Source organism: Paenibacillus sp. S-12 (genome assembly GCF_030363895.1).
Lineage (GTDB): Bacteria > Bacillota > Bacilli > Paenibacillales > Paenibacillaceae > Paenibacillus_B > Paenibacillus_B alvei.
On record NZ_JASIUF010000013.1, the window covers coordinates 174913 to 199947 of the forward strand.

The following is a 25035-nucleotide window of genomic DNA, read 5'->3' on the forward strand; positions in this document are numbered from 1 at the left end:
TATGCTGGGCAAATGATTTTTTTCACAAATTATGATTCAAAATGTTGGAATCGTATTCCTACTCCCCATCTCATTGCTGCTTACAAAGCAAAAGCAGCGGAGAAAATCTCCCCGCTGCCTGCTTCTTGATTATTCAAAACGTCCGTAGAATGCGTTCCGATATACATCCGCCAGCTCTGTTACGAGCGGAAGCTTCGGATTTGCTGTTGTACACTGGTCTTCAAAAGCACGGTCTGCCAAATAATCAACACGGGATTCGAAGTCCTTCGCATCGAAGCCAAGTTCTTGGAACGACTCTGGAATTCCCAATTCGCGATTCAATCCACGAATGGCGTTAATCAAGCTGTTCACGCCCTCTTCGGTTGTCCGGCATGGTAGACCGAGGATGCGGGCAATTTCCGCGTAGCGCTCATCTGCCACAAAGTGATCGTATTTCGGGAACGATGCATACTTCGTTGGCTTCTTCGCATTGTAGCGAATGACATGCGGCATGAGAATCGCATTCGTACGGCCATGCGCAGTATGATATTGCGCACCCCACTTATGAGCCAAGCTGTGGTTGATGCCTAGGAATGCATTCGCGAACGCCATACCAGCAAGTGTGGATGCGTTATGCATTTTCTCGCGAGCCTTTGGACAAGCTTCATGATGAGATTTCACCAAGTTCTCGAACACCAGTTGAATGGCCTTAATTGCTAACCCATCAGTATAATCGCTTGCCATCACCGATACATAAGCTTCGATTGCGTGCGTCAGTACGTCCATACCCGTATCTGCAACTGCCGTCTTCGGCAGGCTATATACGAACTCTGGGTCGATAATCGCTACGTCTGGCGTTAGTTCATAATCGGCTAGTGGATATTTCGTGTTTCCTTTCTCCTTATCCGTAATAACCGCGAACGAAGTTACTTCCGAACCTGTACCCGAAGTCGTTGGAATTGCGACGAATTTCGCCTTCTGCCCGAGACGCGGATACTTGAATGTACGCTTGCGGATATCAAGGAACTTTTGCTTCAGGTTGTCGAATTCAGCATCTGGATGTTCGTAGAACAGCCACATGCCCTTCGCCGCATCCATCGGAGAGCCGCCGCCAAGTGCGATAATGCAGTCAGGCTCGAAGCTGAGCATCATTTCTGTACCGCGTTCCACTGTCTTTGTCGATGGATCTGGCTCTACATCAGAGAACACTTCAATAACGACTGGGTTGCGGCGTTGACGCAAGTAGTATTCCAATTTTTCTACGTAGCCAAGCTTCACCATCATCGGGTCGGTAACAATCATGACACGGCTAATATCCGGCATCTTCGCCAAGTACTGCGTTGCGCCTTTTTCAAAGTATATCTTGTTCGGCACCTTGAACCATTGCATATTCACTGTTCGCTTCGCCACCCGTTTAATATTCAGCAGATTGACAGCCGTTACGTTCGAAGAAGTCGAGTTGCGGCCATAAGATCCGCAGCCTAGCGTCAACGAAGGAATATTCGTGTTGTATAGGTCGCCGATTGCTCCATGGGTCGAAGGAGAGTTTACAAGAATACGACCTGTTTGCAGACGATCTGCGAATTTGCCGATTACCTCGTCATCATGCGAATGGATAACCGAGGAATGGCCCATTCCGCCAAACGCTACGATTTCAGCAGCGCGATCAATTCCATCTTGTGCGGTTTTCACCTTGTAGCAGGCAAGCACTGGGCTTAGCTTTTCAGCAGACAATGGGAACTTCGGCCCTACGCCATCCAGCTCAGCTACTAGAATCTTCGTCGTATCCGGCACTTGAATACCAGCCATCTCTGCAATCTTCTTCGCGGACTGACCTACGATGTTCGGATTCACTGCACAAGTGTCTGTCTTCATCGCCATTGCTTGAAGCTTGCCTGTCTCTTCCTTGCTCAAGAAGTAGCAGCCTTGGGCTGTCATCATTTTCTTCGTTTGTACGTAAATCGGCTCTTCAATAATGACTGACTGTTCAGAAGCACAGATCATACCATTATCGAACGTCTTGGAAAGAATCAAATCCGTTACGGCTTGATTCAAGTCTGCCGTCTTCTCGATGAAGCAAGGTACGTTGCCCGGGCCAACGCCAAGAGCAGGCTTGCCGCAGCTGTAAGCAGAGCGAACCATACCAGCACCGCCTGTCGCTAGGATAAGCGCCACATCAGGATGATTCATCAAGGCGTTAGTCGCTTCCATCGACGGATACTCGATCCATTGGATACAGTGCTCTGGCGCACCATATTTCACAGCTGCATCATGCAGGATGCGAGCTGCTTCCGCGCTGCATTTCTGAGCTGATGGATGAAAGCCGAAAATGATTGGATTGCGTGTCTTTATCGAAATGAGCGCCTTGAACATTGTCGTTGAGGTCGGATTCGTTACCGGTGTAATCCCCATGACAATTCCAACTGGTTCCGCAATTTTCATGTAAGAGCCGTACGGATTATCCTCAATGACGCCTACTGTTTTGTCATACTTGATATAATTGTGGATATATTCAGTTGCAAATATATTTTTCGTAATTTTATCCTCATACACACCGCGTCCCGTTTCCTCAACGGCCATCTTGGCCAGCAGCATGTGCTTATCCAAGCCAGCGAGTGCCATTTGCTGCACGACCTTGTCAATTTGCTCTTGGTTCATATCCATAAATGCTTCTTGCGCCTTCTTCGCGCGGTCAATCAATTGTTGAATGTGCTTCGTGACATCGTTTTTCTCTACAACTGGTTTCGTTTCCTGTTTTGTCGCCATTCTCTCCGCCTCCATTCATTGATTCCATGCCGATGAACCTAAGGAAAGGTCTTTTATTTGGTCTGTATACGGTTCTGTTACGGTCCTTATCTGAGGTTCGTAATGGATACAATTGCTTGTGAATCATTTCACACTCTCATTGTACCCACCTGGACGGGGTTTAGTATGTGATATTTTTCACATTATCTCACTAATCTGATCAATATTTTATTTTTCTTTGGTCCAGCGTGATATTAATCACTCAATTTAACCAAACTGTAACTAATTTTAATCGTAAATAAATTGACAACTGCTTGCGGAACATCCATGATAGTAATACGTATTCATATAGTGAAACTTGTCACATGGAATTCCTTGGGTCAAAATTACTAAAATTTGAAATATGTAAATTGGAGGGGAACAGGGTGACTAACATCATCGAACAATTTGGAGAGCCATGCAATACCTCTTGTTTCTCAGAACAGAATGTAGAACGATTAATAAGTATTGGTAAAGAACGTACCTATCCGGATAGTTCTCATTTGTTCTGGGAGGGAGACCTATCTGATAAGCTATTCCTTCTGAAAAGCGGCCGTGTAAAAATCACGAAATCCACAGATGAAGGAAAAGAGCTCATTCTGTACATGTATCAAGCTGGAGATTTGGTTGGCCAAGTTGACCCATTCCATAGCACGAAGCATACCTTCACCGCTGAAGTTATCGAAGAAGCTGAAGTATTACTAATCGAGCAAAAAGATATCGAAATACTCATCTGCCAGCACTGCGATTTCTCCATTGACTTTATGAAGTGGATGGGTATTCATCACCGCCTTACACAGACAAAGTTCCGGGACTTGATGATGTACGGCAAGCCTGGCGCGCTGTGCTCCACACTGATAAGATTATCGAACACGTATGGCGAGGAGCTAGAGGATGGCGGGATTCTTATCAACAAAAAAATCACACATACAGATTTATCGAACATGATCGGCGCGACACGCGAAAGTGTGAATCGTATGTTGAGCGATCTCCGCAAGCGCGATGTCATTGAATATGAGAATGGCATGATTGTTATTCGGGAATTGGAACATTTGCGGGAAGTATGTCATTGCGAAATGTGCCCGAATGAGATTTGCCGCATCTAAATCAAATTGCCCTCATGCACGTATATGACATGAGGGCAATCATTATGTTATGCATCTATATTTAGCACTGCAAATAATGTGCTCTCTATAGCGCTTAAAAGGCTGTCATCCGGAATACATGTGCGATCGGGGCATTGCCCCCAACTTCACTCGTTGGCAGCTTTACGTGCAAACCTGCTTCGTCTGAATGGAATGCTACGTTCTGATCTGTACCGACCAATTGGATGTTCGTCACCTTTTCTAGATAAGGAATAAATATGTGATCGGTAACTTCCGATTCCTCAGACGGATATAAGTACGTACAATATACTGTGTCTTCCTTACGAGTAAAGGCACAGCGCTGAGTAAAATAAGGAGCACAAATACGGGTTCCATAAACAGCTTCCCCATAGGTCTCCATCCATGCACCGAGTTCCTTAATCCGTACAATCGCCCCCTCTGGGATGCGGCCGTCAGGCTGCGGCCCCACATTAAGGGCTAGGTTCCCTCCCTTAGCAACCACCTCCATGAGAATGTGCACAAGCTGCCGAGTTGACTTATACTTGTCCTCATATCGGAATGAGAAGGATGTCCCCATCGTAATACAGCTTTCCCAAGGCACATTCATTGCCTCATTTGGAATTGTTTGTTCCGGAGTAATAATGTTCTCATACGGCCCGCCAACCGTGCGGTCGGCAGACAGCAGCCATGGCTGCTTCTCTCTCGCCCTCTCCACCACTTCTCCCAGACGAATATCCTGTGATACGCGGCTTTCCTTGCATACCCAGCCCGCATCCAGCCACAACACATCGATACGGCCGTAGTCCGTCAACAGCTCCATTATCTGTTCATGAGTAAATTGGACGAATTGCTCCCATAATTCAGGATAATCCTGCGGATTATAAGACGGGCCCCGCCATGTCGGATTGCTTCTCTCCATCCCTGGCGCCCAATACGTTGGCGTATGCCAATCAGCCTTGGAGAAATACGCTGCGATGGCCATGCCTTTGTCTCGGAACGCATTGAATAAATGCTTGCACACATCCGCATACTTATGGGTATGGAATGGTGTTTGGGCACCCGTAATTTTATAATCTGTCGTTTTCGTATCCCACATGCAAAATCCATCATGATGCTTGGTCGTAAAAATCAAATATTTGAAGCCGCCTTCCGCAGCTAAGTTCGCCCAACGTTCTGGCTCGAAGCGAAGTGGATTAAACGTTTTGTTCAAATCAAAATATTGCTGCTTCAGCTCCTCAGCATCATAATCCCAATCCACACTATCACGCGACCACTCTTCATCGACATCACTAAGCGCCCACGATTCCACGATACCGAGCTGGGAATAAGTGCCCCAATGCATCATTAAGCCGAGCTTCTGATCCTTGAACCATTCCAACTGCTCGAGCAAGATTGGCCGATCAGGCTTCACCCATTCTTCTTCTGCACTGAAATTGTGCACCCCTTGCTGAACAATTTGTTCATCTTGGCGTTGTTGTTCATCATGTTGAATGGTATCACTCATTTTCACTTATCCTCCCATGTCTGATCTTTGATGAAGAACCCAATTATGCTAGCAGAAATATCTAATTCCTAGTAAACCAGAAACATCTTGTGAACAGCAATAAAAAAACATAGACATAAGAAATTTACGGGGAAATCGAATAAACGAGGGGAATTTTTTATAAATGAGGTTCATTATTTAAGCCTAGTCTCTGTCATCAAAAAAAGCCCCCAACGTCCGAAACGCATGCCACGTTTCCCGTTGAGAGCTATAGCTGTCACTCGTTCATGGGGTAATAATAAACTCAATCTGGTCATCAGGCTTCAGTGCAAGCTTCCGGCCTTCGCTTACCGACATCTTTTTCCCGTTGACCTTCAGCGAAAATTCAATGGTGTTTTCCATTTTTCGCTGACCAATGTGAAGCACTTGCTCGCCGTCGTCTGACAAGGAAATTTGTGCAAATTCATCAATCAAATCGTTCACGTTCATGTTCTCTTTCCAGCTGACCACATACGTATTCGTCATTTCTGGAATTGTCTTACCGCCATCAATGCTCAATGTCAATCCCGCTATAGGAAGTGAATTCGTCTTGACATCCAATCGCTTCACATATACGACAATGGTATCGTCAGGGCCGACGATCTTATTCATAGCCTTAGGCTGCCTTAGCTCTTCATCATTCAACAAGATGCCCCACCCCATCTTCGCATCAAGGGCAACTTCTCCAACTGACTGTATCATTCCATCTTCTTCTGAAATCTTCACGATTCCGGTCTGCTTTAATGAATCTGTTACAGTCATGCCTGAGTTCCAATCAATCCCAATATGTTCTGACAAGTTCGGTATATAGGAACCGCCCTCGATAGTAACAGTCACCTTCGAAGCCGGGCTGGATTGCTCTTCCACATGCTGCTCCTGCACAGGAGTCTTGGAGCACGCAGTAATGATACCTATCAACAACATCAATACAACAAGAACTACGGAGTGTTCGGCGTATTTACGGATGTGTATCCATCGACTCTTCATTACGTCAACTCACTTTCTTGCCTTCTCTTACCTATAAGCATACAAGTTTATTAGTCTATTATGCAATAAGATGAGCAAGAAATCGTATCAATCCCGTAATAAAATTGGTTTGATTACCCGTTGTTCGACATGAACATGAGAAAGATCCCTTATTTATACAATTACTTCCTCTAATATTTTCCTCATATAGGTTTTTCGTGCAGCCAAGAAGAATAAAGCCTGCATTACCACGAACATGCTCACTACCGTCAATGCATATCCCATCATATTCGAGTACACGAGATTGCTAAGGGTCTTCAAGGCGAACAGCGTATGGGCGCTTCCAACAATGCAGGGTGCGAAAAAAATAAGACCAACTTGAAACGTGACAACACGCCGAATTTCAACAATGGATAAGCCGATGCGTGTTAGCCCCCTGAAATAGGCCTGGTCATCCTGTAATTCAGTAAACAATTTGAAATAGATGACACTGCCGCTCGCTATAAAGAACAATAAACAAATGAACAACCCTATGAACATGCCAAGCGCAGATACTTGCATCGAACTGCTCCAATCATACACTCGGCTTGAAATTCTTATGCTGTCTTGTTCATCCTCGTTAAACGACAGATGCTCCCTAATCTTCTTGTCTAACGCCAAGGAATATTCCCAATCCGCCCAATTGAATGCATGTCCATATCTTGCCTTCTCCGCCGGCGCTTTCTTGAATAGTTGTTCAAACAGCTCGTCGCTTACAACAAGTACATTGTAAACACCTGTACCTGAATTCAGGACGTTTCTTGTCATCAATTTATGAATATGGCCGGACGCCTGAATGCTGGTGTCGCGAACATTTACCGTAATGGAACCAGGATGGCCATAATATTGCTGCCTGTCATTCTCCCCAGACTCCACCAGAGGCATACGCGTAACGAGAGTCATCTCATCGCGGGCTAACGTAAGCGGTTGTCCTTCATCCATTGCAATAATGCGGTTATATTCCGACACACTCAACATCGCCGCAGAATTTTCGCTGATGTTTGCTTGTGAATAAAACACGTCCACAAACCTGAAGGCAACTTCTTGCTCTACCTTGTTATCGGTACTTTGCGCCCAAGATTTAATCACTTCGGGTTTTATCGGTTGAGGCTTATCCTTGGTCCAAGTAATAACATAGCTTTGCGGCATTTCTAAGAGCTGCTGCTTTCTCGTCGTCTGGTCGAACGCGTAAAAGCTCGCGGTAGCAGTCAATACCACAGCACACAAAATCGACACATTGAACAGCACACGAGCATTGTCCTTCAATTTGAAAGCTGCCTGTGAAATATTCAGCAAATTGGTTCTGCGGTAATACACGCGTTTATTTTTTTGCAAAATACGGATAAGCCCCACACTGAATTGCGTATAAAAGAGGTACGTCCCGAGCACCGTAAATCCCAATATCGGCAGAGCGGTAGCCTCAAACAACTGCACATTCGTCACATAGGCCAAGCTGTATCCCAGTGTTAAAGAAAAGACAGACAGGGCCACGAGTACCCATGAGAATTTAGGCGGTGATTTAGGTTCTCTATGCGCCCGTATCAGCTCAACAATTTGGCTGCGCCCTACCTTCCGCAACGAAAACACCGTAATGCAAGTAAACAAAAGCAGATACCCTGCTGACGTCAATAGGATTGCTTTCGGAACAATGTAAAAGGAAATCGGTGCATCAACGGCCAGTATATGCGATAAAGCCATCAAAAACAGCTTCGTCATAAAAGTGCCAATGCCCATTCCTACTGCAATCGCCAATATGGAAATAATCATGTTTTCATAAAAAACGAGTCTTCTCAGTTGGGGCTTGGTCATGCCGAACAGCGTAAGCAGCCCAAATTCCTGCTGTCTTGATTTCAAGAACGCGGAGCTGGAGTACAAGGTGAAGAAAAAAGAGAAAATGATGATCAAATACTCGCATATCATCATCACTTTTCGAACCTGGTGTCCTCCGGGTACATGTCCATTGATAACGTCAGGATGATAGATAAATGCCGCATACATATAGAAAATCATCACAGCAAATACACTGCTTAAAAAATAGGCGCTGTATCGATGCCAATTCCCCTTTATATTACTTATAGCGAGCTGTCGGAATGTCATCGAAGTTCCCTCCTAACAAGCTTAGCGAGTCTAAGATGTGTTGGAAGAAAATCTGTCGATTCGCACCGCGCCGCAGTTCGGAGAACAATCTGCCGTCCTTGATGAACAAAATTCGCTTACAGTAGCTCGCGGCGAATGCATCATGCGTTACCATCAATATGGTTCGATTCGTTCTTTCGTTCAAATCCTCAAGCGCAGTCATAACATCCTTCGCGGCCTTTGAATCCAGATTGCCTGTCAGTTCATCTGCAAGCAGCAGCGAAGGTTGATGAATGACTGCCCGCGCTATCGCCGTACGCTGCTTCTGACCGCCCGAAACTTCATAAGTACGCTTATCCAATATATGATCGATCCCAAGCCAGCTTGCTGTTTCCAACAGCCTGCGCTCAATCTCTCTAGCAGATATGCCGTCAAGCGCAAGCGGCAATATAATATTTTCTCGAATGCTGAGCGTATCAAGCAAATTGAAATCTTGAAATACATAACCGAGTTCTCTTCTGCGAAAATAGGCCAGCTTGCGATTGCTGAGCTTCGCAGGATCCGTTCCGTTAATAAATACATCTCCAGAAGTTTGCTTGTCTATCGTAGCTAATATATTAAGCAATGTAGTTTTTCCACTGCCTGAAGGCCCCATTATGCCGACAAATTCCCCTTCATCAATGGTCAGATTTATATCTTGAAGAGCCGTATAGGTCATGTTCCCTCTTGTTCCATAAACTTTGGATAGTTGCTTAGCTTCTAATACAGGCATATGTGTCCAGCCCCTTCCTTCTTGCGATCCGAAACCCAAATAAATATACACACAGTATACCCTTTCTCTTCATCATGCCAACATCGAATTGGCTTTCATTCCAAGAATTCACCTTACAAAGTTGTCACATTCGTGCTGGCGAATCCATAACAACAGCCCTCTTCCTAATGGAAAAGGGCTGTTAAGAGAAGAGGTTGTGAACTAGTTGTTTTTTGTTCATGAATTCAATGCAACCGTTCAAGCAACTGATGGTGCATCGCTCTTGTCCCGAACTTGATCGTTACCGTCGTGCCTTCATGAAGCTTCGATGTTATGTGGATCGAATGACCAAGCTTCGCGCATACTTGTTTAACCAAATAGAGCCCCATACCTGTTGCATCTCCTTCCTTGCGTCCATTCTGACCGGTGAAGAATGCATCAAATACACGCGGCAAATCCTCAGGAGCTATCCCGATTCCTTCATCCTGAACATGGAGGAGTATCGACTCCCCTTCCCGCTCCACCTTGAACGACAGTGATTTGGAGCCCTCTTTGTCTCTCATGTATTTAATCGAATTCGTTACGAGCTGTGTCAGTACAAAGTTCAGCCATTTCTCATCACTATCTACGATCACATCATCGGATTCAATTTTCGGGAAAATTTTATGCTTTATCAACGATTTCTTATTTTCATTCACAACCTGCCGAATAACCTGCTTCAGATTCAAGCCACTAACATGAAGATCCAGCTCGAACTTGTCCAGCCGTGCTGTGCTTAACATCATGTCCAAACCTTTCGTAAGACGATCGGCTTCTTCGCTGACACTGCGCAGCAGTGTCTCTACCTGAGACTGATCGAGCTCATACACAGGCTGCTGCGTAAGCAAATGAATGACGGACACGGGAGTCTTCATATGATGCACCCATTGGTTCGTGAAATGAACATGCTTCTCCCGCTCGTTCCGCATCGTAAGAAGCTCGTTCATAAACGAGCGATATTGACGTGATAACAACGCATGCATTCGTCTCTGCTCCAACGTGCTTGGATGTTGCAGACAAAGCGTGAAATCACTATCGCTCGTATTGGTCTCTGCATTGTACATTTCCTTATACCAGCGCCGCTGGTTCGTATAATCATATACAAGACCAACCATGAGAATGAAAGCAGCAAGCACAAAAATGTATATCAGGCTTTCCTTTGCAGCAAATCGTTGTCCAATACTCAGGTCAAGCCAAACGACGAGCAATGCAATCGCAATCGCAACGAAGCAGGTGCATAGGATAACAATTCGATCCCGTACATATTGAAGAAAGGTCATTCCCGGCTTCATTCATTCACCCAAGTGGCCGACATCCGATACCCTTGGCCACGCACCGTCTCTATCGCTTTTGCTATCCCGATTTCCTCCATCTTCTTGCGGACACGAGTAACATTAACCGTTAGTGTATTATCGTCAACAAAATCAACATCGTCCCATAAGGTTTCGAGAAGCGTCTCACGAGAAACGATATAGCCGATCCGTTCCATGAGACAGGCGACGAGGAGCGCCTCATTTTTGGTCAAATCAACTCGCTTGCCTGACCATTCGAGCGTGTTCTTCGCTCTGTGAAGAGTTAGCCCCTGTACCGTCATCTCCTCACCATTTCCTCCGCCGTTAGCCGCATATTCACCGTATGTACGGCGCAACACCCCTTTTACCTTCGCCAAGAGGACATCAAGATGAAACGGCTTCGTAATAAAGTCATCTCCGCCATTCTCGATCGCCATAACTTGATCCATTTCTCCAGTGCGCGCCGATACGAAAATGATAGGTACGTTCGTTTCACTGCGGAATTGCCGGCACCAATAAAAACCATCGAAGGCTGGCAAATGGATATCGAGCAAAATTAAATCTGGATTGATTTCCAGCATTTCTTCCTTTAATTCATTAAATCTTGTCGCTCGAGTTACATTGTAATTATATTTTTCAAGAGAAGACTGTAAAATCGAAGCTATCTTATCGTCATCTTCCACGATCATAATTGTATACATTCCATTACCCCCAGTCAGCGAACATGCTCTAATATATGTTGTTGCCTACTTTCTTTCATCATAACATAAACCTTTTTTTTCACGAAGAACGGAGCAGCTTGACATTTATGTAGTGAATTAACGTTTAAGCGAATGTCATATAAAAAACGTATACATAATGAACAAAGCTCCCTTCATATAGACGGGAGCTTGACGTGGTGTTCCTTCATTCCTAAAGGAAATGGAAATATTTAAGTCGTGCGCGGCATTTCTTGATAAGAAATTAGTACGCCGCCTTCCCCCGCATACGTGCCAATGACAGGCCCCATATTCACGAACAGCACTTGATCGAAGTGATACTTATCGAGGAGTTCCTTCATAAATGCTTTAGCTCGTTCCTCGCAATTTGAATGTGCGAAGGCGATCCACTCTTTATCAACATGGCTCCACGCATCGCCCACCTTCTCAATAAGTCGGCGAAGCGTTTTCTGCGTGCCTCGTATTTTCTCCATCACTTCGATTGAACCTTCTTCACTTGCTTCCATAAGCAGCTTAATGTTCAACATCGAAGCAACAGTGCCCTTGAATTTGCTCAAGCGTCCGCCGCGTATGACATTATCGAGGGTATCCAGCGTGAAGTATGTGGTCGTGCGCTTCACTTGATCGCTCAGTGTATGAGCAACCTCATCCAGTGTCTTACCAGCAGCAGCCAACTGAGCAGCGCGAACGGCAAGCAGCCCAAGCCCAGCAGATGCTGTTTTCGTATCTATAACTTCAATCCGATTCGGATGACCTTCTTCCTCGTACATCGTTTTTGCCATTACTGCATGATTGTAGGTACTGCTTAAGCTGGAGGTCAAGGAAAGGACCAATATATCTTTATCAGTGCCAAGCGATTGATACATGTGGTAGAAATCGGCTGGCGACGGACTGGACGTCTTCGGTAGTTCTTCCTCCTCTCGCATACGCTCATAAAATTGAGTGGTGTCCATATCAGAGGTAAACACCTCTTGACCGAAACATACGCAAAGGGGTACTACGTGGATGCCGAACTGCTTGACGATCTCTGGAGTCAAGTCTGAACTTCCGTCCGTAATGATGTGAATGGTCATGTCATTCTCCTGTCCTAAATTAAAAGTTAGTTATTATGGCTCATTCGCTTAATTATACGAGCTTGTCCCGGTGTTTACAACGACAAAAGTAGGCAATCTAGTTGAAACAGCAAAAATGCCGAGCACTAACCTGCTGTCAGTTAGGCTCGGCATGCGATGAGTTGTCCGCTGCACATTATTCTTGTTCCGAATGATGAGAGGCTGCGTCCGACTCATCGCAGCATCCGATTGATTCGTTGACCCACTGCTCTGCCCACTTCCCAATGGCCTCCATGACAGGCTGCAGAGCCAATCCTTTTTCCGTAAGTGTATATTCGATGCGTACAGGCGTTTCTGGATATACATTGCGGACTACAATCCCTGCCGCCTCCATATCTTTCATGCGTTCACTCAACATTTTGTCGCTCATGGTAGGAATGAGTGCGGAAATATCCTTAAAGCGCTTAGGCCCACTCAACAGCACTTGAATGAGCAGCCCATTCCAGCGCTTTCCCAAAATGCAGAATGCCGCTTCGAATCGGGGACACATTCCCAAATGTTCTGATTGCATCCGTTCATCCCTCCTTCTTAACTTACAAAATGTAAGCAATATTTATTTTACCATAGCTATGCAAAAAAGAAAACGCGGCTATCGACATATATTACAAAATTTAATGGGCTTGCAAAGAATCTGCAACTTTTGGGGCACGTATGATCATTATAATAGTATGGAGAAAACTTACAACTACTTATTATCCCTAACTGTTTAGGGTTGTATAGTGACGAGGAGGCTTCCTTTGAATTCATTTCACGAAAGCAGAAAAGACAGGTATGCCCGCAAAAAAAAGCAACGGCTTCGCAAAATGAAAATGATAGCCGGTATTGGGCTGCTTATTTCGGTTGGGCTTGTATGCATGCTCATTCTGACAATGACAATGCGTGCTGTAGACAATCATTCGGAATTGGTTACTACTTTGAATCCAGATGTGACGCCTATCGCTCCTCTTGACCCGAATCGAGAATATGATCGAGGCGGAGAAAAAAAGAGTAATAAGGATACGATCAAGGTGTCATCTTCTCAGGATGCCATTCGAATCATCTTTGCAGGAGATGCGTTGATGGATTGGTCCGTTAAGGAAACCATTCGCAAAAAAGGGCCTGATTATCCATTCGAATACGTTAAAGACGAGGTCAGCAGTGCAGACTATGCCGTAGTGAACTTGGAGACGGCCATCACTCATCATACCGAAAAGGATACAAATCAGCTGTATAACTTTAAATCCGATCCTGCGTCTTTGCAAGGTCTCAAAAATGCTGGTTTTAATCTCGTCACGATCGCCAACAACCATACACTTGATTTTAAACAAAAAGGGTTTCTCGACACTTTAAAGTATTTGGAGCAATATGATATCCCCTATATAGGCGGCGGGAGAAATAAAGAAGAGGCTTATCGCGCACATACTGTAAAGATGAAGGGTAAAACCATTAAGTTCCTTGCCTTCTCCCGATTCATTCCCCAAACCTACTGGTTCGCTGGAAAAGACAGGCCAGGTATCGCAGAGGCATATAATAAATCAAGTGTTCTTCCCGTTATCAAGAAAGAACGTGAAGACTGTGACTACTTGCTTGTTTATCTGCATTGGGGAGTTGAGAAAAATCATCGCCCAGAACCATGGCAGCGTAATTATGCCCGTGAAATGATTGATGCTGGGGCAGACGCCATAATCGGCAGCCATGTTCATGTTTTGCAAGGCTTCGAATTTTATAAAGGCAAACCCATTGCCTATTCCATCGGCAATTTCCTATTTCCCGACTATGTACGCGGTGATAAAGCAGATACAGGTCTCTTGAACCTGACGCTGGATCAAGGAAATATTGAAATGTCCTTTACCCCTTACTTCATCTATAAAGACCAGATTATTAAAAAGGGCGAAGCTTATGATAAAAAGCAATTAAAGTATTTGGAATCCATCTCGATTGGTGTTAAAATTGACGGCAAACAGGTGCGGGATGCAGTGAAGGCAAATGGGAGTGCAACCGCTCCGCCTACACGCTAACCATGCTAGATATGCCGATATCTCGGTCATAAGTCGCGAACCTGTTCCAGGATTCGCGTCTTTGTATGTGCACAGCGTTATGACGCAGCATGTATAGCTAGAAAGAGGAAGGAAGATATAATGTGACACAGCCAAAAATAACAATCATCGGAAGCTTGAACATGGATCTCGTTACCGTTACCTCCACGGTGCCTACACAAGGCGAAACCGTCACTGGACAATCATTTGCGACCATGTATGGAGGTAAGGGAGCCAATCAAGCGGTTGCCTGCGCTCGGCTTCAGGCGGATGTCAGCTTCATCGGATGTGTAGGCAATGACACATTTGGCACGATGATGCTGGACAACTTGACACGCGAAGGCATACATACAGAAGCTGTCGAGGTTCTTCATGACGTATCTTCAGGAACCGCTTCCATTATAGTAAAGGATGGGGACAATCGCATTATTGTCGTACCAGGAGCTAATGCGCTTGTTACACCCGAACGAGTTCGCAAATACGCCGATGTCATACGCCAATCCGACATCATCGTTTTGCAGCTTGAAATTCCTCTTCCTTCGGTACGAGCAGCAATCGAGATCGCGGCTGAAGCACACGTCCCTGTCATCCTTAACCCAGCGCCAGCGTTGGAATTGGATGAACAGTTACTAAGCCTGGTAACTGTAATTACTCCTAATGAGCATGAACTTGCCGAACTGCTCGGCATGTCATCTCAGGGAAATACTTTCGATTGGCAATCTGCGCTGCAGACGATGCCGGGAAAAATCGTTTTAACCAAAGGTGCTGAAGGAGCTTATTGGTCGGATGCCAACGGCGAGCTTCATCACTGTCCAAGCCATCATGTCGATGTTGTCGATACAACGGGAGCTGGAGATACATTCAATGGTGCTCTGGCCGTAATGCTCGCAGAAGGACGCACCATGGAACAAGCAATCCGGTTCGCTGCTGCCGCAGGGGCATTGTCTGTAACTGTACTCGGTGCGCAGGGAGGTATGCCGACTCGCGAGCAACTGATGGATTGGATGATGCAGCAACAAGCGTAATATCCCCATTCATTAAGGAGGAAGCAATAATGGCAACGATTCGCATGCTGCAGCCGCTTGATTATGATGCTGCAGCCAAATTGTCTGATGAAGTGTTTCGCAATGAAGAACAGATGTCAATGGCACATAGTTTTTCGTACTTGTTCTCCCCGATTACCGCTCATTCATTCGGTGCCTTTGAGGACGGAGTACTGCTAGCACATATGGGATTGCTTCCATCTATCGTTCGAGTTGGACGATCAAAATTGCCTGTGTTCTCACTCGGCTCGGTATGCACCTCTGAAGCTGCTCGCGGCAAAGGGTTCGGTACTGATCTGCTGCACAAGGTGCAAGAACATGTGGATTCAACAGGCGCTGTTATGATGTTCGTTTCCGGAGGACGCTCGTTATATACACGCAATCGCTGTTATTCCTTTGGAAAAACCCATGTGTATACCATTACACCAGACGGATCTGCTGTTGCAGAAGCTGATGTTCAAGCACGAGTTCTGACGGAAAATGATTGTTTCGCATGGTATGAGCTTGCCCAGCAGCGAGAAGCTGCATTTGATTTTAGTCTTTGGGATATGCATGGCCTTGAACACGGTGGATCCTTCGCCTCCTGTGTCATGATGAAGCCGAAAGTTTATGTACTGGAGCGCAATGGTCAAGTCACTGCATACATCTATTTGATGAAACCATCCTCAAAACAGCCGGATGCCCCATCTCATATTTATGAATATGGCGGCACAGCAGAAGAGGTATTGCTTTTGATGCAGCTTGTCATGAAGCAAAAACAAATTGCAGCTTCCCAGATCTATGTTCCTTGGCAGGATAAGGAGATGATCGCTCTGCTTGGAAACTATGCCTTGGAAGAAGCGCAAAATCAAGGGACGCTTTACATTCCAAGCATGGAGCGACTGTTCCGTTATATGAAGAACTGGTGGATTGATCAAGGTGCATTGGCTGCCAATATTCAAGTTACCGATCTTGAAAGTGGCAATGTTCGCCTAGAATATCCTGGCGCAGAATCGATTGAGCTTGCTGAAAGCCAGTTGCTCTCCTTATTATTCGATCCGAAGGCAACCAACCTTTTGCCGCCTGCTTGGCCTTCCGCAGAGCAGATGAAAATTACAATACCGCTTCCTTATACAATCGGTTTATATTACATATAATTTCGTAGCCATTTAAAATGTAGGATTACATGTTAATTCATACAGCAGCTACAACGCAAGTCATGGATTACGTTTCATCCATTCTTTCAGTTATGATTTCGTACTGCTTAAAAGCGCACTAAAATTAGTGCGCTTTTACTTTTAAAGATACTGAGTTCAGTACAATCCCGCTTTACTCCCATGCATTCCACTTGATGTCAACCTTATCTATCGCATACAATTAACTACAGTAGTGAGTTATCATTTGAGATAGAATCTTAGATTCAGTCATGCCTTTATTTTCATGCATCATTATTTCGATGCAGCCACCATTTAATTTGTAAAATAGGAGCATTTAATTATGGCTACCATTTATGATATTGCGAGACAAGCCAATGTCTCCGCAATGACCGTATCACGCGTCATTAACAATACAGGTCGAGTTAGCGAAAAAACTCGCGCCAAGGTAAAACAAGTGATGGAGGAAATGCAGTACATACCGAATTCGGTCGCTCGTTGTCTCGTTACGCAAGAAAGCAAAATTTTATCATTGCTTATTACAGATATAACAAACCCATTCTTCACGACAATGGCGCGTGGAGCAGAAGACGCCGCAATGCAACATGGATACCGACTCATGTTCGGCAACAGCGATGAGAGCTTGATCAAAGAAAAAGATTACGTACAAATGATATTGTCGATGCGCGTAGATGGTGTCTTATTTGCGCCCAGCGGAGACCAGTCCAAAGAGCATCTAGAGTGGCTGACCAGACAAAATGTACCGTTCGTTCTGCTTGATCGCGAGGTTCCAGGCATCGAGTGTGATGCTGTACTCGGCGACAGCCGAGGCGGTGCCAAGCATATGGTGAGTGAATTAATCCGATATGGCCACCGACGCATTGCTTTATTGAACGGCTCTGAGGAGGTATCTACCGCTAGAGAACGCAAAGCGGGCTACATTGAAGCCTTGCAGGAAGCCGGAATTGCATTTGACGAACAGCTATGTATGCAGATGGGCTATTTACATGAACGAGACGCTCTTGATTTATCTTGCTGGGCAGAAATGGAGCCGCAAACTCGTCCTACTGCGATTTTCGCAGCCAACAATATGCTCGCACTCTCTATTTATACAGCACTGAGAAGTGTCGGACTTCGTGTCCCAGATGATATCTCTATCGCTTGCTTCGATGATTTCGGCTGGGTGGAAGAAGCCAATCCGTTCTTCTCTGTTGCCTCTCAGCCTGCCTATCAGTTCGGTGAGATTGGCATGCAACTGTTGCTGGAGCGTATCAAAGATCGTGAGCAAGCTCCCCGTCGTGTCATTCTTCCTTGTCAAGTTCATCTGCGTGAATCGGTGCGGCAGCTTTAATCTATTTTTTAATTCCTCAGCCTTATGGCCTGCTCATTGAGTTCTTACCGCTTTAGAACAGGCCTATCCTTTTCTATCGAATATACCGTTCTGACATTCATACTATATTGCTGCCTTCGATTAATCTCCCTATAATCACCCCCCCTTATACTATCTCCTAACATATATGCATATTGTTACCAGTAGACCTGATAGATCCAGCGTACTAGAATAGATACATTGACGTTTTATTTACTTTTACACATAAAAGCGTGTATGTATAAAAGCAACCAGGTGAGCTTTACATACTAGAATATGTTATCTATCAAGGAGTTGAACGATAATGAATACGAATGATGAACAATTGGTCCTACGTCCGCTTCGCTTCTGGCAAAGCATCACCATCTTTGCTGTCATCATTGCTATTTTACTGTTTACGATTCTCGGATGGGGAGCACAGCCTCATATTCCGTTGCTTGCAGCAACAGTCGCTGCCGGATGCCTGCTCTTGCTGTTCGGACAATCTTGGAGCCTGGTGGAAAGAGCCTTGATTAAAGGGCTTCAAGCATCGGTCATGCCTGCTTTGCTTTTATCCCTTATTGGTATACTTATCGCAGTTTGGATGATGAGCGGAACAGTGCCAACGCTGCTCGTATACGGCACATCCTGGTTCCAGCCTCAATGGTTTACAGTTAGCGCCCTACTGCTTACGGTTATCGTCTCTATGTTCGTCGGCAGCTCGATAACGACCGTTGGAACATTCGGCGTCGCACTAATTGGCATGTCTGATTCCATGGGAGTCCATCCTGCGATTGTAGCTGGAGCTGTTGTGTCAGGCGCCTGCTTCGGGGATAAAATGTCCCCGCTTTCTGATACGACGAATTTCGCATCTGCGGTCGCTCGTGTCAGCATGCCTGATCATATCCGCAATATGACCAAAACGACAGTTCCTGCGTTCATCATAACTTGTATCGCCTTTTTATTTTTCGGTTCCTCGGCTCAATCCAACGTTGATCAGCTGTTGGCGATGCAGCAGGATATTCGCAGCGTATTTCACATTCATCCATTGACATTGCTTCCGTTAGCGGTTGTACTTATCGCTACGTTCAAGCGATTGCCAATCATTATTACGATGCTGCTTGGTATCGGATCGGGTTTATTGGTTACAGCACTCATTCAAGGAAACATAAATGTTCCACAATGGATGGAATTCATGCAGGGAGGATTTCAGGGTAAGTTCAACATGGCGGAAGTGAGCAGCATTGTGAACCGTGGGGGACTGCAGTCCATGACCTGGGCAATCTCGCTCATCGCGATCGCCTTTGCGCTTGGAGGATTGCTGCAGCATGCAGGTATTATTGAAACGATGTTCAACCGACTGATAGCTCCCGTAAAGAGTAAAGAGGGGCTTGTCGTCACAAGTGGACTTAGCTCAATCGGCGTCAATATGATTACCGGAGAGCAGTATATGTCCATTCTTATTCCAGGGCAATTGTTCGAATCCGAGTATGATAAGCGAAACATTCCCCGACTCACCTTATCCCGTACGTTAGAGGATTGCGGAACATTAGTCAATCCGCTTATTCCATGGGGAGTTAGCGGTGCGATGATGACGAGCGCGCTCGGTTTAAGTGTGCTTGATTATATGCCATATGCTTTCTTCCTGTGGGTATCTCCATTCATCACTTTTGCTTTTGCCCTCTTGCCCGGCTTAAAGCGAGCAACATTAGGCAATCAATAATTTACAGAAGAGCTCACATTCTATGGGGCGGCAATTGTATCTTTGATAACAAAATGATACATTGTCGCCCTATTGCTTCTTCTCATCCAATTATGATACTGTCATCTTATCAAGCTAGTCATGGATAAAGAAGAGGGGGATGAACAAGATGCGGTTTATACATGCTCGTATGCCAAGGTATATATTACTAATACTTTGTATACTCGCTGTGTTATGTACTGTACTGTCCCCTATTGGCTCAAATGAAATGACGATCCTGCAACCGGATGAGGCGGCCTATACGTATCCTGACCATGTCAGCTCCGTCGTAGGCATTCATCAGCATCAGATTGGCAAGCATTTTTCCATGCCATTATGGTTTATTTTATTTCTTTTATATATCGCAATTGCTATTTTGAGAAACCAGCTGCCCAGATACAGATTTGATACACCGTATATGATTCTGCTGCGCAACCAAACCTTAAGACCGCTCAAATTCACCTCGAGATTCGTTGCTCGTCTCCTCGCCTGTCCCGTAAACTAACTATTCACAGACGAGGAGAATTAGAATGACGACAACGAATACGAATAAAGAAGTAAAGCAAGCGAAATCGCCTACAGGCAAAGAACAAGCGTTAAAAACAGATATACAGGTCATCAATCGTGATTTGAAGCATATGATTTGGTTTGTCATCTTATCAGCAGTTGTTATCACTGTACTCTATTTCATTATGTAACGACATACATGCACCCCGATCGCAGCATTATTGCATCTGCGTTACGGGGTGCTTTTTTTGCTGAACTCCTAATTCGTAAGCGCATTCAAAAATAAAGACATCCGGATGATTGTGCGTTCTGCATTTCCGAACGATGCGTTGACGGAGAACAGGAGTACCATTTTTTATACAGCTTCGAAAAGTAAAGAGCATCCTCGTACCCCACTGAAGCAGCTACCTGCTCAATCGTCAGCCTTGTCGTCATCAGAAGTGTTTTGGCTCGCTCCATCCGAACCCGCAATAAAAACTGCATGGGCGATTCCCCCATTTGTTTGCGGAACATCTTTGACAAATAGGTTCGGTGATAGCCCAGTGTATGTGCCAACTCGTCGATGGAAATGAATTTGTCAAACTGCAGAGACAGCCAGCGGGCTGCTTGCTCGACCTGACGCTCAATATCGGATCGTTTATCTGCTTTTTGCGATGTATTTCCCTTGACTGTCGAACGCGCATACTCTGCGAATGCGACACGCGTATAGCCTTCTGCCTCGATATCTCCTGCTACTCCACCAAGCTGCAGTGCTTTATATACATTCCGGAACATCGCCTCGACCCGATGTGTGCGATAGTTTTGAACGATAGGAGCATGCGGTCCAATGCCAATCGACGCAAGCAATTGATCCGCACCTGTGCCTCGGTATCCGATCCAGCGATATTTCCAAGGCTCGCGTTCATCCGCCACATAATGGTGAAGTTCACCTGGGAAGATAAAGAAGCTATCTCCTTCCCCCACTTCATACGTAACCCCTCTTATCGTAAATGTTCCTTTGCCAGACTGAATATAATGCACAATGCCATAATCATGAACACTTGGCCCTACGTGATGCAAGGGTTCTGTTATCGATTGGCCGCTGAACAATACAGACAGTTCTCCCCTGGAAGGTGCTTCATTTATTGCGAGATTTGCTCGTTCTCCCATCTGTCCCCTCCTTAATTGACAACATTCCTCCATACTCACATTCGTTTTCCCCATACCAACCGGCAGTGGATTTAGATACATTGATTGTACAATAATCATTTCCAAGTTGCATCACTCCATATCTGCTATCACTAACTTTTGTGTGACTGCTTGGAACGAGAGGATGAATGATCGATGAGTAAAATTACTTTTCTCGGTGCAGGAAGCACTGTATTTGCCAAAAACGTACTGGGAGACTGCATGCTCACTCCTTCCCTCCAAGAATTCGAGCTCGCCTTGTTCGACATTGACCATGAACGTCTTCGCGATTCGGAGCGCATGCTGACCAATATGCTTATTACAACTGGAAGCACTTGCCGGGTAGTTGCCTATACCGATCGCAAGGAAGCGCTTCGAGGTGCAAAGTATGTTGTGAATGCGATTCAAGTTGGCGGTTATGATCCTTGCACGATTACGGATTTTGAAATTCCGAAAAAGTACGGCCTGCGCCAAACGATTGCAGATACACTTGGTATCGGCGGAATCTTCCGCAACTTGCGAACAATCCCTGTCATGCTTGATTTTGCAAAAGATATGCGTGAGGTGTGCCCAGACGCTTGGTTCCTCAACTATACGAATCCAATGGCTGTATTGACCAATGTGATGAATACGTATGGAGGGATTAAAACAGTTGGCCTTTGTCATAGTGTCCAAGTATGCGTACCTTGGCTGTTCAATGATCTAGGCATTGACAGCACAGGCGTGCAATCCAAGATAGCAGGCATTAATCATATGGCATGGCTACTCGAAGTAACTCGCAATGGCGAGGATTTATACCCGGAAATTAAACGCCGTGCTATGGAAAAACAGAAAACCAAGCACCACGATATGGTGCGATATGAGTTGATGTTCAAATTTGGCTACTATGTAACGGAATCATCGGAGCATAATGCAGAATATCATCCATATTTTATCAAGAAGCAGTACCCTGAGCTGATCGAGAAATACAATATTCCTCTCGATGAGTACCCTCGCCGCTGCATTCACCAAATCGAGGGATGGAAAAGCATGCGTGAGCAGCTTGTAAATAATCAGCACATTGAGCATAGCCGGACACATGAATATGCGTCTTATATTTTCGATGCGATGGAAACAGGAACACCGTTCAAGCTGGGCGGCAATGTAATGAATACCGGCCTTATTACGAACCTGCCAAGCAACGCTTGTGTTGAAGGTCCCTGCTTCGTAGACCGCAGCGGAGTTACACCTACCTACGTTGGCGATCTGCCGCCACAGCTTGCGGCGCTGAATCGTACGAATTTGAACACGCAGCTCCTTACGATTGAGGCTGCTATTACAGGGAAGAAGGAGCATATCTACCATGCGGCCATGCTCGATCCACATACGGCAGCAGAACTTAGCTTGGATGACATCGTATCCTTGTGTGATGATCTAATCGAAGCACATGGTAACTGGCTTCCGAAGTTCGTATAAAAAAAGCAAAGCGGTACAGTTTAAATCAACTGTACCGCTTTTTCTATCATTTCTCTGTGTTTACCTGAACTACACGTGTGATTACTCCCCTTGCGCACGTTTATGCACATCCGATGCTGCCTGTTTTGCTTTCTTTGCCTGCTGACTGCGCTTAATGGACAAACCAGCTGCAACGACTGCGATGACCAATACGATTTCGAACCCGTACTTGATAACTGGATTCGAGAAGTACGGCGCTAGCATATCGAACTTCATAAATTCACCAACGAACATTTTCGCCGATGTCCATGCGAGAACGGCTGAACCAATGACAATAATAGTGGGGAATCGCTCGATAAATTTTAACACAATGGTACTTCCCCACACGACAATCGGAACGGAGATGGCAAGTCCTAGTAGGACGAGCAGGCCGTGTCCATTCGCTGCACCGGCTACAGCAAGCACATTATCGAGCCCCATAGCGGCATCCGCAATAATAATCGTACGAACTGCCGCCCAGAAGCTGCCTCCAGCTTCCACATTATGCTCCTTCTCTTCGACCATGAGCTTTATCGCAATCCATATGAGGACGACTCCGCCAATCACAAGCAAAAATGGAATCTTGAGCAGCCACACGACGCCTAATGTGGCAAGTGCCCGAATGATCACTGCGCCGATCGTACCGAAAATAATAACCTTCTTCTGATCCTGCTTCGGCAGGTTACGAGCTGCTAGACCAATAACAATTGCGTTATCCCCTGCTAACACCAAGTCAATGACGACAATGGACAGCAGCGTGGTCCAGAACTCTAATGATAATAGCTCCATCGATAGTTCCCCCTTGACGTTAGTATGTATAAATACTGTAAAAAACATGAACGCCGCTACCACGAAAGTGGTAACGGCGTTTCCGATCAGAAAGAGACCTTCACCAACGCAACCATCGTGGCAAAGGTCTCGCAAACAACGTTATCTATACGTTGCCAGTAGCGCCGAGGATACGCGTTGTGGCGGATCCCGTAATGACGACGGTTACTGTGCTAGCTACTCCCCTTTGGAGTATTCGTTTTTTCAGTGAACTTATCATAACACCGGTTATCAAATTGTTCAACCATCATTTCTCTCTATTTTCTCGCTCTATTACGGATCTGGCGTTGTTCGAATGATAACAATTGGGTATGATGAAGATATACGTATTTAATCATAAGGAGGCTTCCCTATCGTGAGCGAAGAACAATCCAATCATCATCCTTCACTTGAAAAAGCGACCTTTGCAGGTGGCTGCTTCTGGTGCATGGTCACGCCGTTCGAAGAGCTTCCTGGCATCCATTCAATTGTGTCTGGCTATACAGGAGGACACACAGACTGTCCTACATATGAGCAAGTATGTTCGGAAACTACAGGGCATGCCGAAGCTGTTCAGATTACATTCGACCCTGCCCTATTCCCTTATAAAAAGCTGCTTGATATTTTCTGGCAGCAAATAGACCCAACCGATGAAGGCGGGCAGTTCCACGACCGCGGTTCGTCATATCGAACGGCCATCTTTTATCACAATGAGGAGCAGCATAAGCTCGCAGTTCAATCAAAGCAGGAGCTGGAGCAGAGCGGTAGATTCGATAAGCCGATTGCAACAGAGATTGTTCCTGCAGGTATATTCTATCCTGCCGAGGAGCATCATCAGCATTATCATCAGAAAAATCCAGCCCATTACAAGCGTTATCGTGCTGCGTCCGGCAGAGATGCCTATATCGTAAGTCACTGGGGCGTAACAGAACAGCAGCGTGCAGCTCTTTCAGAAAAGCTGACGCCGATCCAATACCGGGTAACACAGCAGAACGGTACAGAACCGCCTTTTGCCAATGAATATTGGAACCATGAAGAGGATGGCATTTATGTTGACATCGTATCAGGCGAACCTCTCTTCAGCTCCTTGGATAAATTCGATGCGGGCTGCGGCTGGCCAAGCTTCTCGAAGCCGCTTCGCTCCAGTCATGTTGAAAATAAACTGGACACCTCTCACGGTATGGTTCGTGTGGAAGTCAGAAGCAAACTTGGCGACTCTCACTTGGGTCATGTGTTCGACGATGGCCCTACGCCTACCGGACTTCGGTATTGCATAAATTCAGCAGCTCTGCGATTCATTCCGAAGAATAAACTGGAGCAAGAAGGTTATGGTGAATTCGCATCCTTGTTCAAATAAGCTTGTATGAAATAAGGCCCAAATCCGTACCGCCTAACAGGGCATCGGTTTGGGCCTTC

The 25035-nt window shown here is 45.6% G+C and carries 21 protein-coding genes; 10 read left to right on the top strand and 11 right to left on the bottom strand.

The window, feature by feature from the left end; genetic code table 11:
* Nucleotides 1-129: 129 nt before the first annotated feature.
* On the bottom strand, nucleotides 130-2745 hold the full coding sequence (gene adhE / locus NO352_RS13370) for a bifunctional acetaldehyde-CoA/alcohol dehydrogenase (protein WP_005546630.1): 2616 nt from the start codon (nucleotides 2743-2745) through the stop codon (nucleotides 130-132).
* A 404-nt stretch (nucleotides 2746-3149) separates the two neighbouring features.
* Here adhE and NO352_RS13375 point away from each other — a divergent pair, with 404 nt between their 5' ends.
* Nucleotides 3150-3869 (top strand): Crp/Fnr family transcriptional regulator, encoded by a 720-nt coding sequence (locus NO352_RS13375; protein WP_163977009.1) that lies wholly within the window; start codon nucleotides 3150-3152, stop codon nucleotides 3867-3869.
* A 94-nt stretch (nucleotides 3870-3963) separates the two neighbouring features.
* Here the strand turns inward: NO352_RS13375 and NO352_RS13380 are convergent, their stop codons facing one another.
* The 8 genes from NO352_RS13380 to NO352_RS13415 form a co-directional block, all read right to left on the bottom strand.
* Entirely contained in the window at nucleotides 3964-5373 is a 1410-nt protein-coding gene (locus NO352_RS13380; RefSeq protein ID WP_289355874.1) for an alpha-L-fucosidase, read from the bottom strand.
* 264 nt (nucleotides 5374-5637) lie between these two features.
* Nucleotides 5638-6378 (bottom strand): hypothetical protein, encoded by a 741-nt coding sequence (locus tag NO352_RS13385; protein WP_005546622.1) that lies wholly within the window; start codon nucleotides 6376-6378, stop codon nucleotides 5638-5640.
* 153 nt (nucleotides 6379-6531) lie between these two features.
* Nucleotides 6532-8493 carry an ABC transporter permease gene (locus NO352_RS13390; RefSeq protein WP_289355875.1) on the bottom strand — a complete coding sequence of 654 codons (1962 nt, stop codon included), beginning with the start codon at nucleotides 8491-8493 and terminating at the stop codon, nucleotides 6532-6534.
* Complete coding sequence (locus tag NO352_RS13395; RefSeq protein WP_040735918.1) at nucleotides 8465-9244, bottom strand: ABC transporter ATP-binding protein; 780 nt, start codon at nucleotides 9242-9244, stop codon at nucleotides 8465-8467. Before NO352_RS13395 ends, NO352_RS13390 begins: the two co-directional genes overlap by 29 nt.
* Before the next feature lie 224 nt (nucleotides 9245-9468).
* The gene (locus NO352_RS13400) at nucleotides 9469-10554 is read right to left on the bottom strand and encodes a sensor histidine kinase (RefSeq protein WP_268599723.1); all 1086 of its coding nucleotides are present in this window, start codon (nucleotides 10552-10554) and stop codon (nucleotides 9469-9471) included.
* Nucleotides 10551-11255 (bottom strand): response regulator transcription factor, encoded by a 705-nt coding sequence (locus NO352_RS13405; RefSeq protein ID WP_005546614.1) that lies wholly within the window; start codon nucleotides 11253-11255, stop codon nucleotides 10551-10553. Before NO352_RS13405 ends, NO352_RS13400 begins: the two co-directional genes overlap by 4 nt.
* Before the next feature lie 230 nt (nucleotides 11256-11485).
* Entirely contained in the window at nucleotides 11486-12346 is an 861-nt protein-coding gene (locus NO352_RS13410) for a DegV family protein (protein ID WP_163977013.1), read from the bottom strand.
* A gap of 175 nt (nucleotides 12347-12521) precedes the next feature.
* Nucleotides 12522-12896, bottom strand: a complete 375-nt coding sequence (locus NO352_RS13415; protein ID WP_005546610.1) for a winged helix-turn-helix transcriptional regulator — start codon at nucleotides 12894-12896, stop codon at nucleotides 12522-12524.
* Nucleotides 12897-13122: 226 nt separating this feature from the next.
* On the opposite strand from NO352_RS13415, the gene NO352_RS13420 reads away from it, so the two are divergent.
* The 7 genes from NO352_RS13420 (at nucleotide 13123) to NO352_RS13450 (ending at nucleotide 20363) form a co-directional block, all read left to right on the top strand.
* The gene (locus NO352_RS13420; RefSeq protein WP_262866591.1) at nucleotides 13123-14382 is read left to right on the top strand and encodes a CapA family protein; all 1260 of its coding nucleotides are present in this window, start codon (nucleotides 13123-13125) and stop codon (nucleotides 14380-14382) included.
* Between the two features lie 122 nt (nucleotides 14383-14504).
* Nucleotides 14505-15425 carry a ribokinase gene (gene rbsK / locus NO352_RS13425; RefSeq protein WP_005546606.1) on the top strand — a complete coding sequence of 307 codons (921 nt, stop codon included), beginning with the start codon at nucleotides 14505-14507 and terminating at the stop codon, nucleotides 15423-15425.
* 29 nt (nucleotides 15426-15454) lie between these two features.
* On the top strand, nucleotides 15455-16579 hold the full coding sequence (locus NO352_RS13430) for a GNAT family N-acetyltransferase (RefSeq protein ID WP_289355876.1): 1125 nt from the start codon (nucleotides 15455-15457) through the stop codon (nucleotides 16577-16579).
* A gap of 340 nt (nucleotides 16580-16919) precedes the next feature.
* Nucleotides 16920-17927, top strand: a complete 1008-nt coding sequence (locus NO352_RS13435) for a LacI family DNA-binding transcriptional regulator (protein WP_268619956.1) — start codon at nucleotides 16920-16922, stop codon at nucleotides 17925-17927.
* Between the two features lie 322 nt (nucleotides 17928-18249).
* Nucleotides 18250-19647 (top strand): Na+/H+ antiporter NhaC, encoded by a 1398-nt coding sequence (gene nhaC / locus NO352_RS13440; protein WP_289355877.1) that lies wholly within the window; start codon nucleotides 18250-18252, stop codon nucleotides 19645-19647.
* A 148-nt stretch (nucleotides 19648-19795) separates the two neighbouring features.
* Nucleotides 19796-20170: a hypothetical protein gene (locus NO352_RS13445; RefSeq protein ID WP_005546597.1), complete on the top strand. Its 375-nt coding sequence runs from the start codon at nucleotides 19796-19798 to the stop codon at nucleotides 20168-20170.
* 25 nt (nucleotides 20171-20195) lie between these two features.
* Nucleotides 20196-20363 (top strand): hypothetical protein, encoded by a 168-nt coding sequence (locus NO352_RS13450; RefSeq protein ID WP_005546596.1) that lies wholly within the window; start codon nucleotides 20196-20198, stop codon nucleotides 20361-20363.
* An 85-nt stretch (nucleotides 20364-20448) separates the two neighbouring features.
* On the opposite strand, the gene NO352_RS13455 is transcribed toward NO352_RS13450, so the two are convergent.
* Nucleotides 20449-21321, bottom strand: coding sequence for an AraC family transcriptional regulator (locus NO352_RS13455; RefSeq protein WP_289355878.1), 873 nt, complete (start codon nucleotides 21319-21321; stop codon nucleotides 20449-20451).
* A gap of 174 nt (nucleotides 21322-21495) precedes the next feature.
* Between NO352_RS13455 and melA the strand changes: the two genes are divergently transcribed.
* Nucleotides 21496-22794 (top strand): alpha-glucosidase/alpha-galactosidase, encoded by a 1299-nt coding sequence (gene melA, locus NO352_RS13460; protein WP_289355879.1) that lies wholly within the window; start codon nucleotides 21496-21498, stop codon nucleotides 22792-22794.
* Nucleotides 22795-22875: 81 nt separating this feature from the next.
* Here the strand turns inward: melA and NO352_RS13465 are convergent, their stop codons facing one another.
* Complete coding sequence (locus NO352_RS13465; RefSeq protein WP_005546590.1) at nucleotides 22876-23601, bottom strand: TerC family protein; 726 nt, start codon at nucleotides 23599-23601, stop codon at nucleotides 22876-22878.
* A gap of 394 nt (nucleotides 23602-23995) precedes the next feature.
* Between NO352_RS13465 and msrA the strand changes: the two genes are divergently transcribed.
* Entirely contained in the window at nucleotides 23996-24976 is a 981-nt protein-coding gene (msrA, locus tag NO352_RS13470) for a peptide-methionine (S)-S-oxide reductase MsrA (protein ID WP_005546588.1), read from the top strand.
* The last annotated feature ends 59 nt before the right edge of the window (nucleotides 24977-25035 follow it).

Bases quoted from the DNA above. Each gene is read 5' to 3' on its own strand.
- NO352_RS13390 (WP_289355875.1), bottom strand. From the start codon at position 8,493: ATGACATTCCGACAGCTCGCTATAAGTAATATAAAGGGGAATTGGCAT.
- NO352_RS13400 (WP_268599723.1), bottom strand. From the start codon at position 10,554: ATGAAGCCGGGAATGACCTTTCTTCAATATGTACGGGATCGAATTGTT.
- melA (WP_289355879.1), top strand. From the start codon at position 21,496: ATGAGTAAAATTACTTTTCTCGGTGCAGGAAGCACTGTATTTGCCAAA.
- NO352_RS13410 (WP_163977013.1), bottom strand. From the start codon at position 12,346: ATGACCATTCACATCATTACGGACGGAAGTTCAGACTTGACTCCAGAG.
- NO352_RS13380 (WP_289355874.1), bottom strand. From the start codon at position 5,373: ATGAGTGATACCATTCAACATGATGAACAACAACGCCAAGATGAACAA.
- nhaC (WP_289355877.1), top strand. From the start codon at position 18,250: ATGAATACGAATGATGAACAATTGGTCCTACGTCCGCTTCGCTTCTGG.
- adhE (WP_005546630.1), bottom strand. From the start codon at position 2,745: ATGGCGACAAAACAGGAAACGAAACCAGTTGTAGAGAAAAACGATGTC.
- NO352_RS13430 (WP_289355876.1), top strand. From the start codon at position 15,455: ATGGCAACGATTCGCATGCTGCAGCCGCTTGATTATGATGCTGCAGCC.
- NO352_RS13385 (WP_005546622.1), bottom strand. From the start codon at position 6,378: ATGAAGAGTCGATGGATACACATCCGTAAATACGCCGAACACTCCGTA.
- NO352_RS13450 (WP_005546596.1), top strand. From the start codon at position 20,196: ATGACGACAACGAATACGAATAAAGAAGTAAAGCAAGCGAAATCGCCT.
- NO352_RS13395 (WP_040735918.1), bottom strand. From the start codon at position 9,244: ATGCCTGTATTAGAAGCTAAGCAACTATCCAAAGTTTATGGAACAAGA.
- NO352_RS13415 (WP_005546610.1), bottom strand. From the start codon at position 12,896: ATGCAATCAGAACATTTGGGAATGTGTCCCCGATTCGAAGCGGCATTC.
- NO352_RS13405 (WP_005546614.1), bottom strand. From the start codon at position 11,255: ATGTATACAATTATGATCGTGGAAGATGACGATAAGATAGCTTCGATT.
- NO352_RS13445 (WP_005546597.1), top strand. From the start codon at position 19,796: ATGCGGTTTATACATGCTCGTATGCCAAGGTATATATTACTAATACTT.
- NO352_RS13465 (WP_005546590.1), bottom strand. From the start codon at position 23,601: ATGGAGCTATTATCATTAGAGTTCTGGACCACGCTGCTGTCCATTGTC.
- NO352_RS13435 (WP_268619956.1), top strand. From the start codon at position 16,920: ATGGCTACCATTTATGATATTGCGAGACAAGCCAATGTCTCCGCAATG.
- NO352_RS13455 (WP_289355878.1), bottom strand. From the start codon at position 21,321: ATGGGAGAACGAGCAAATCTCGCAATAAATGAAGCACCTTCCAGGGGA.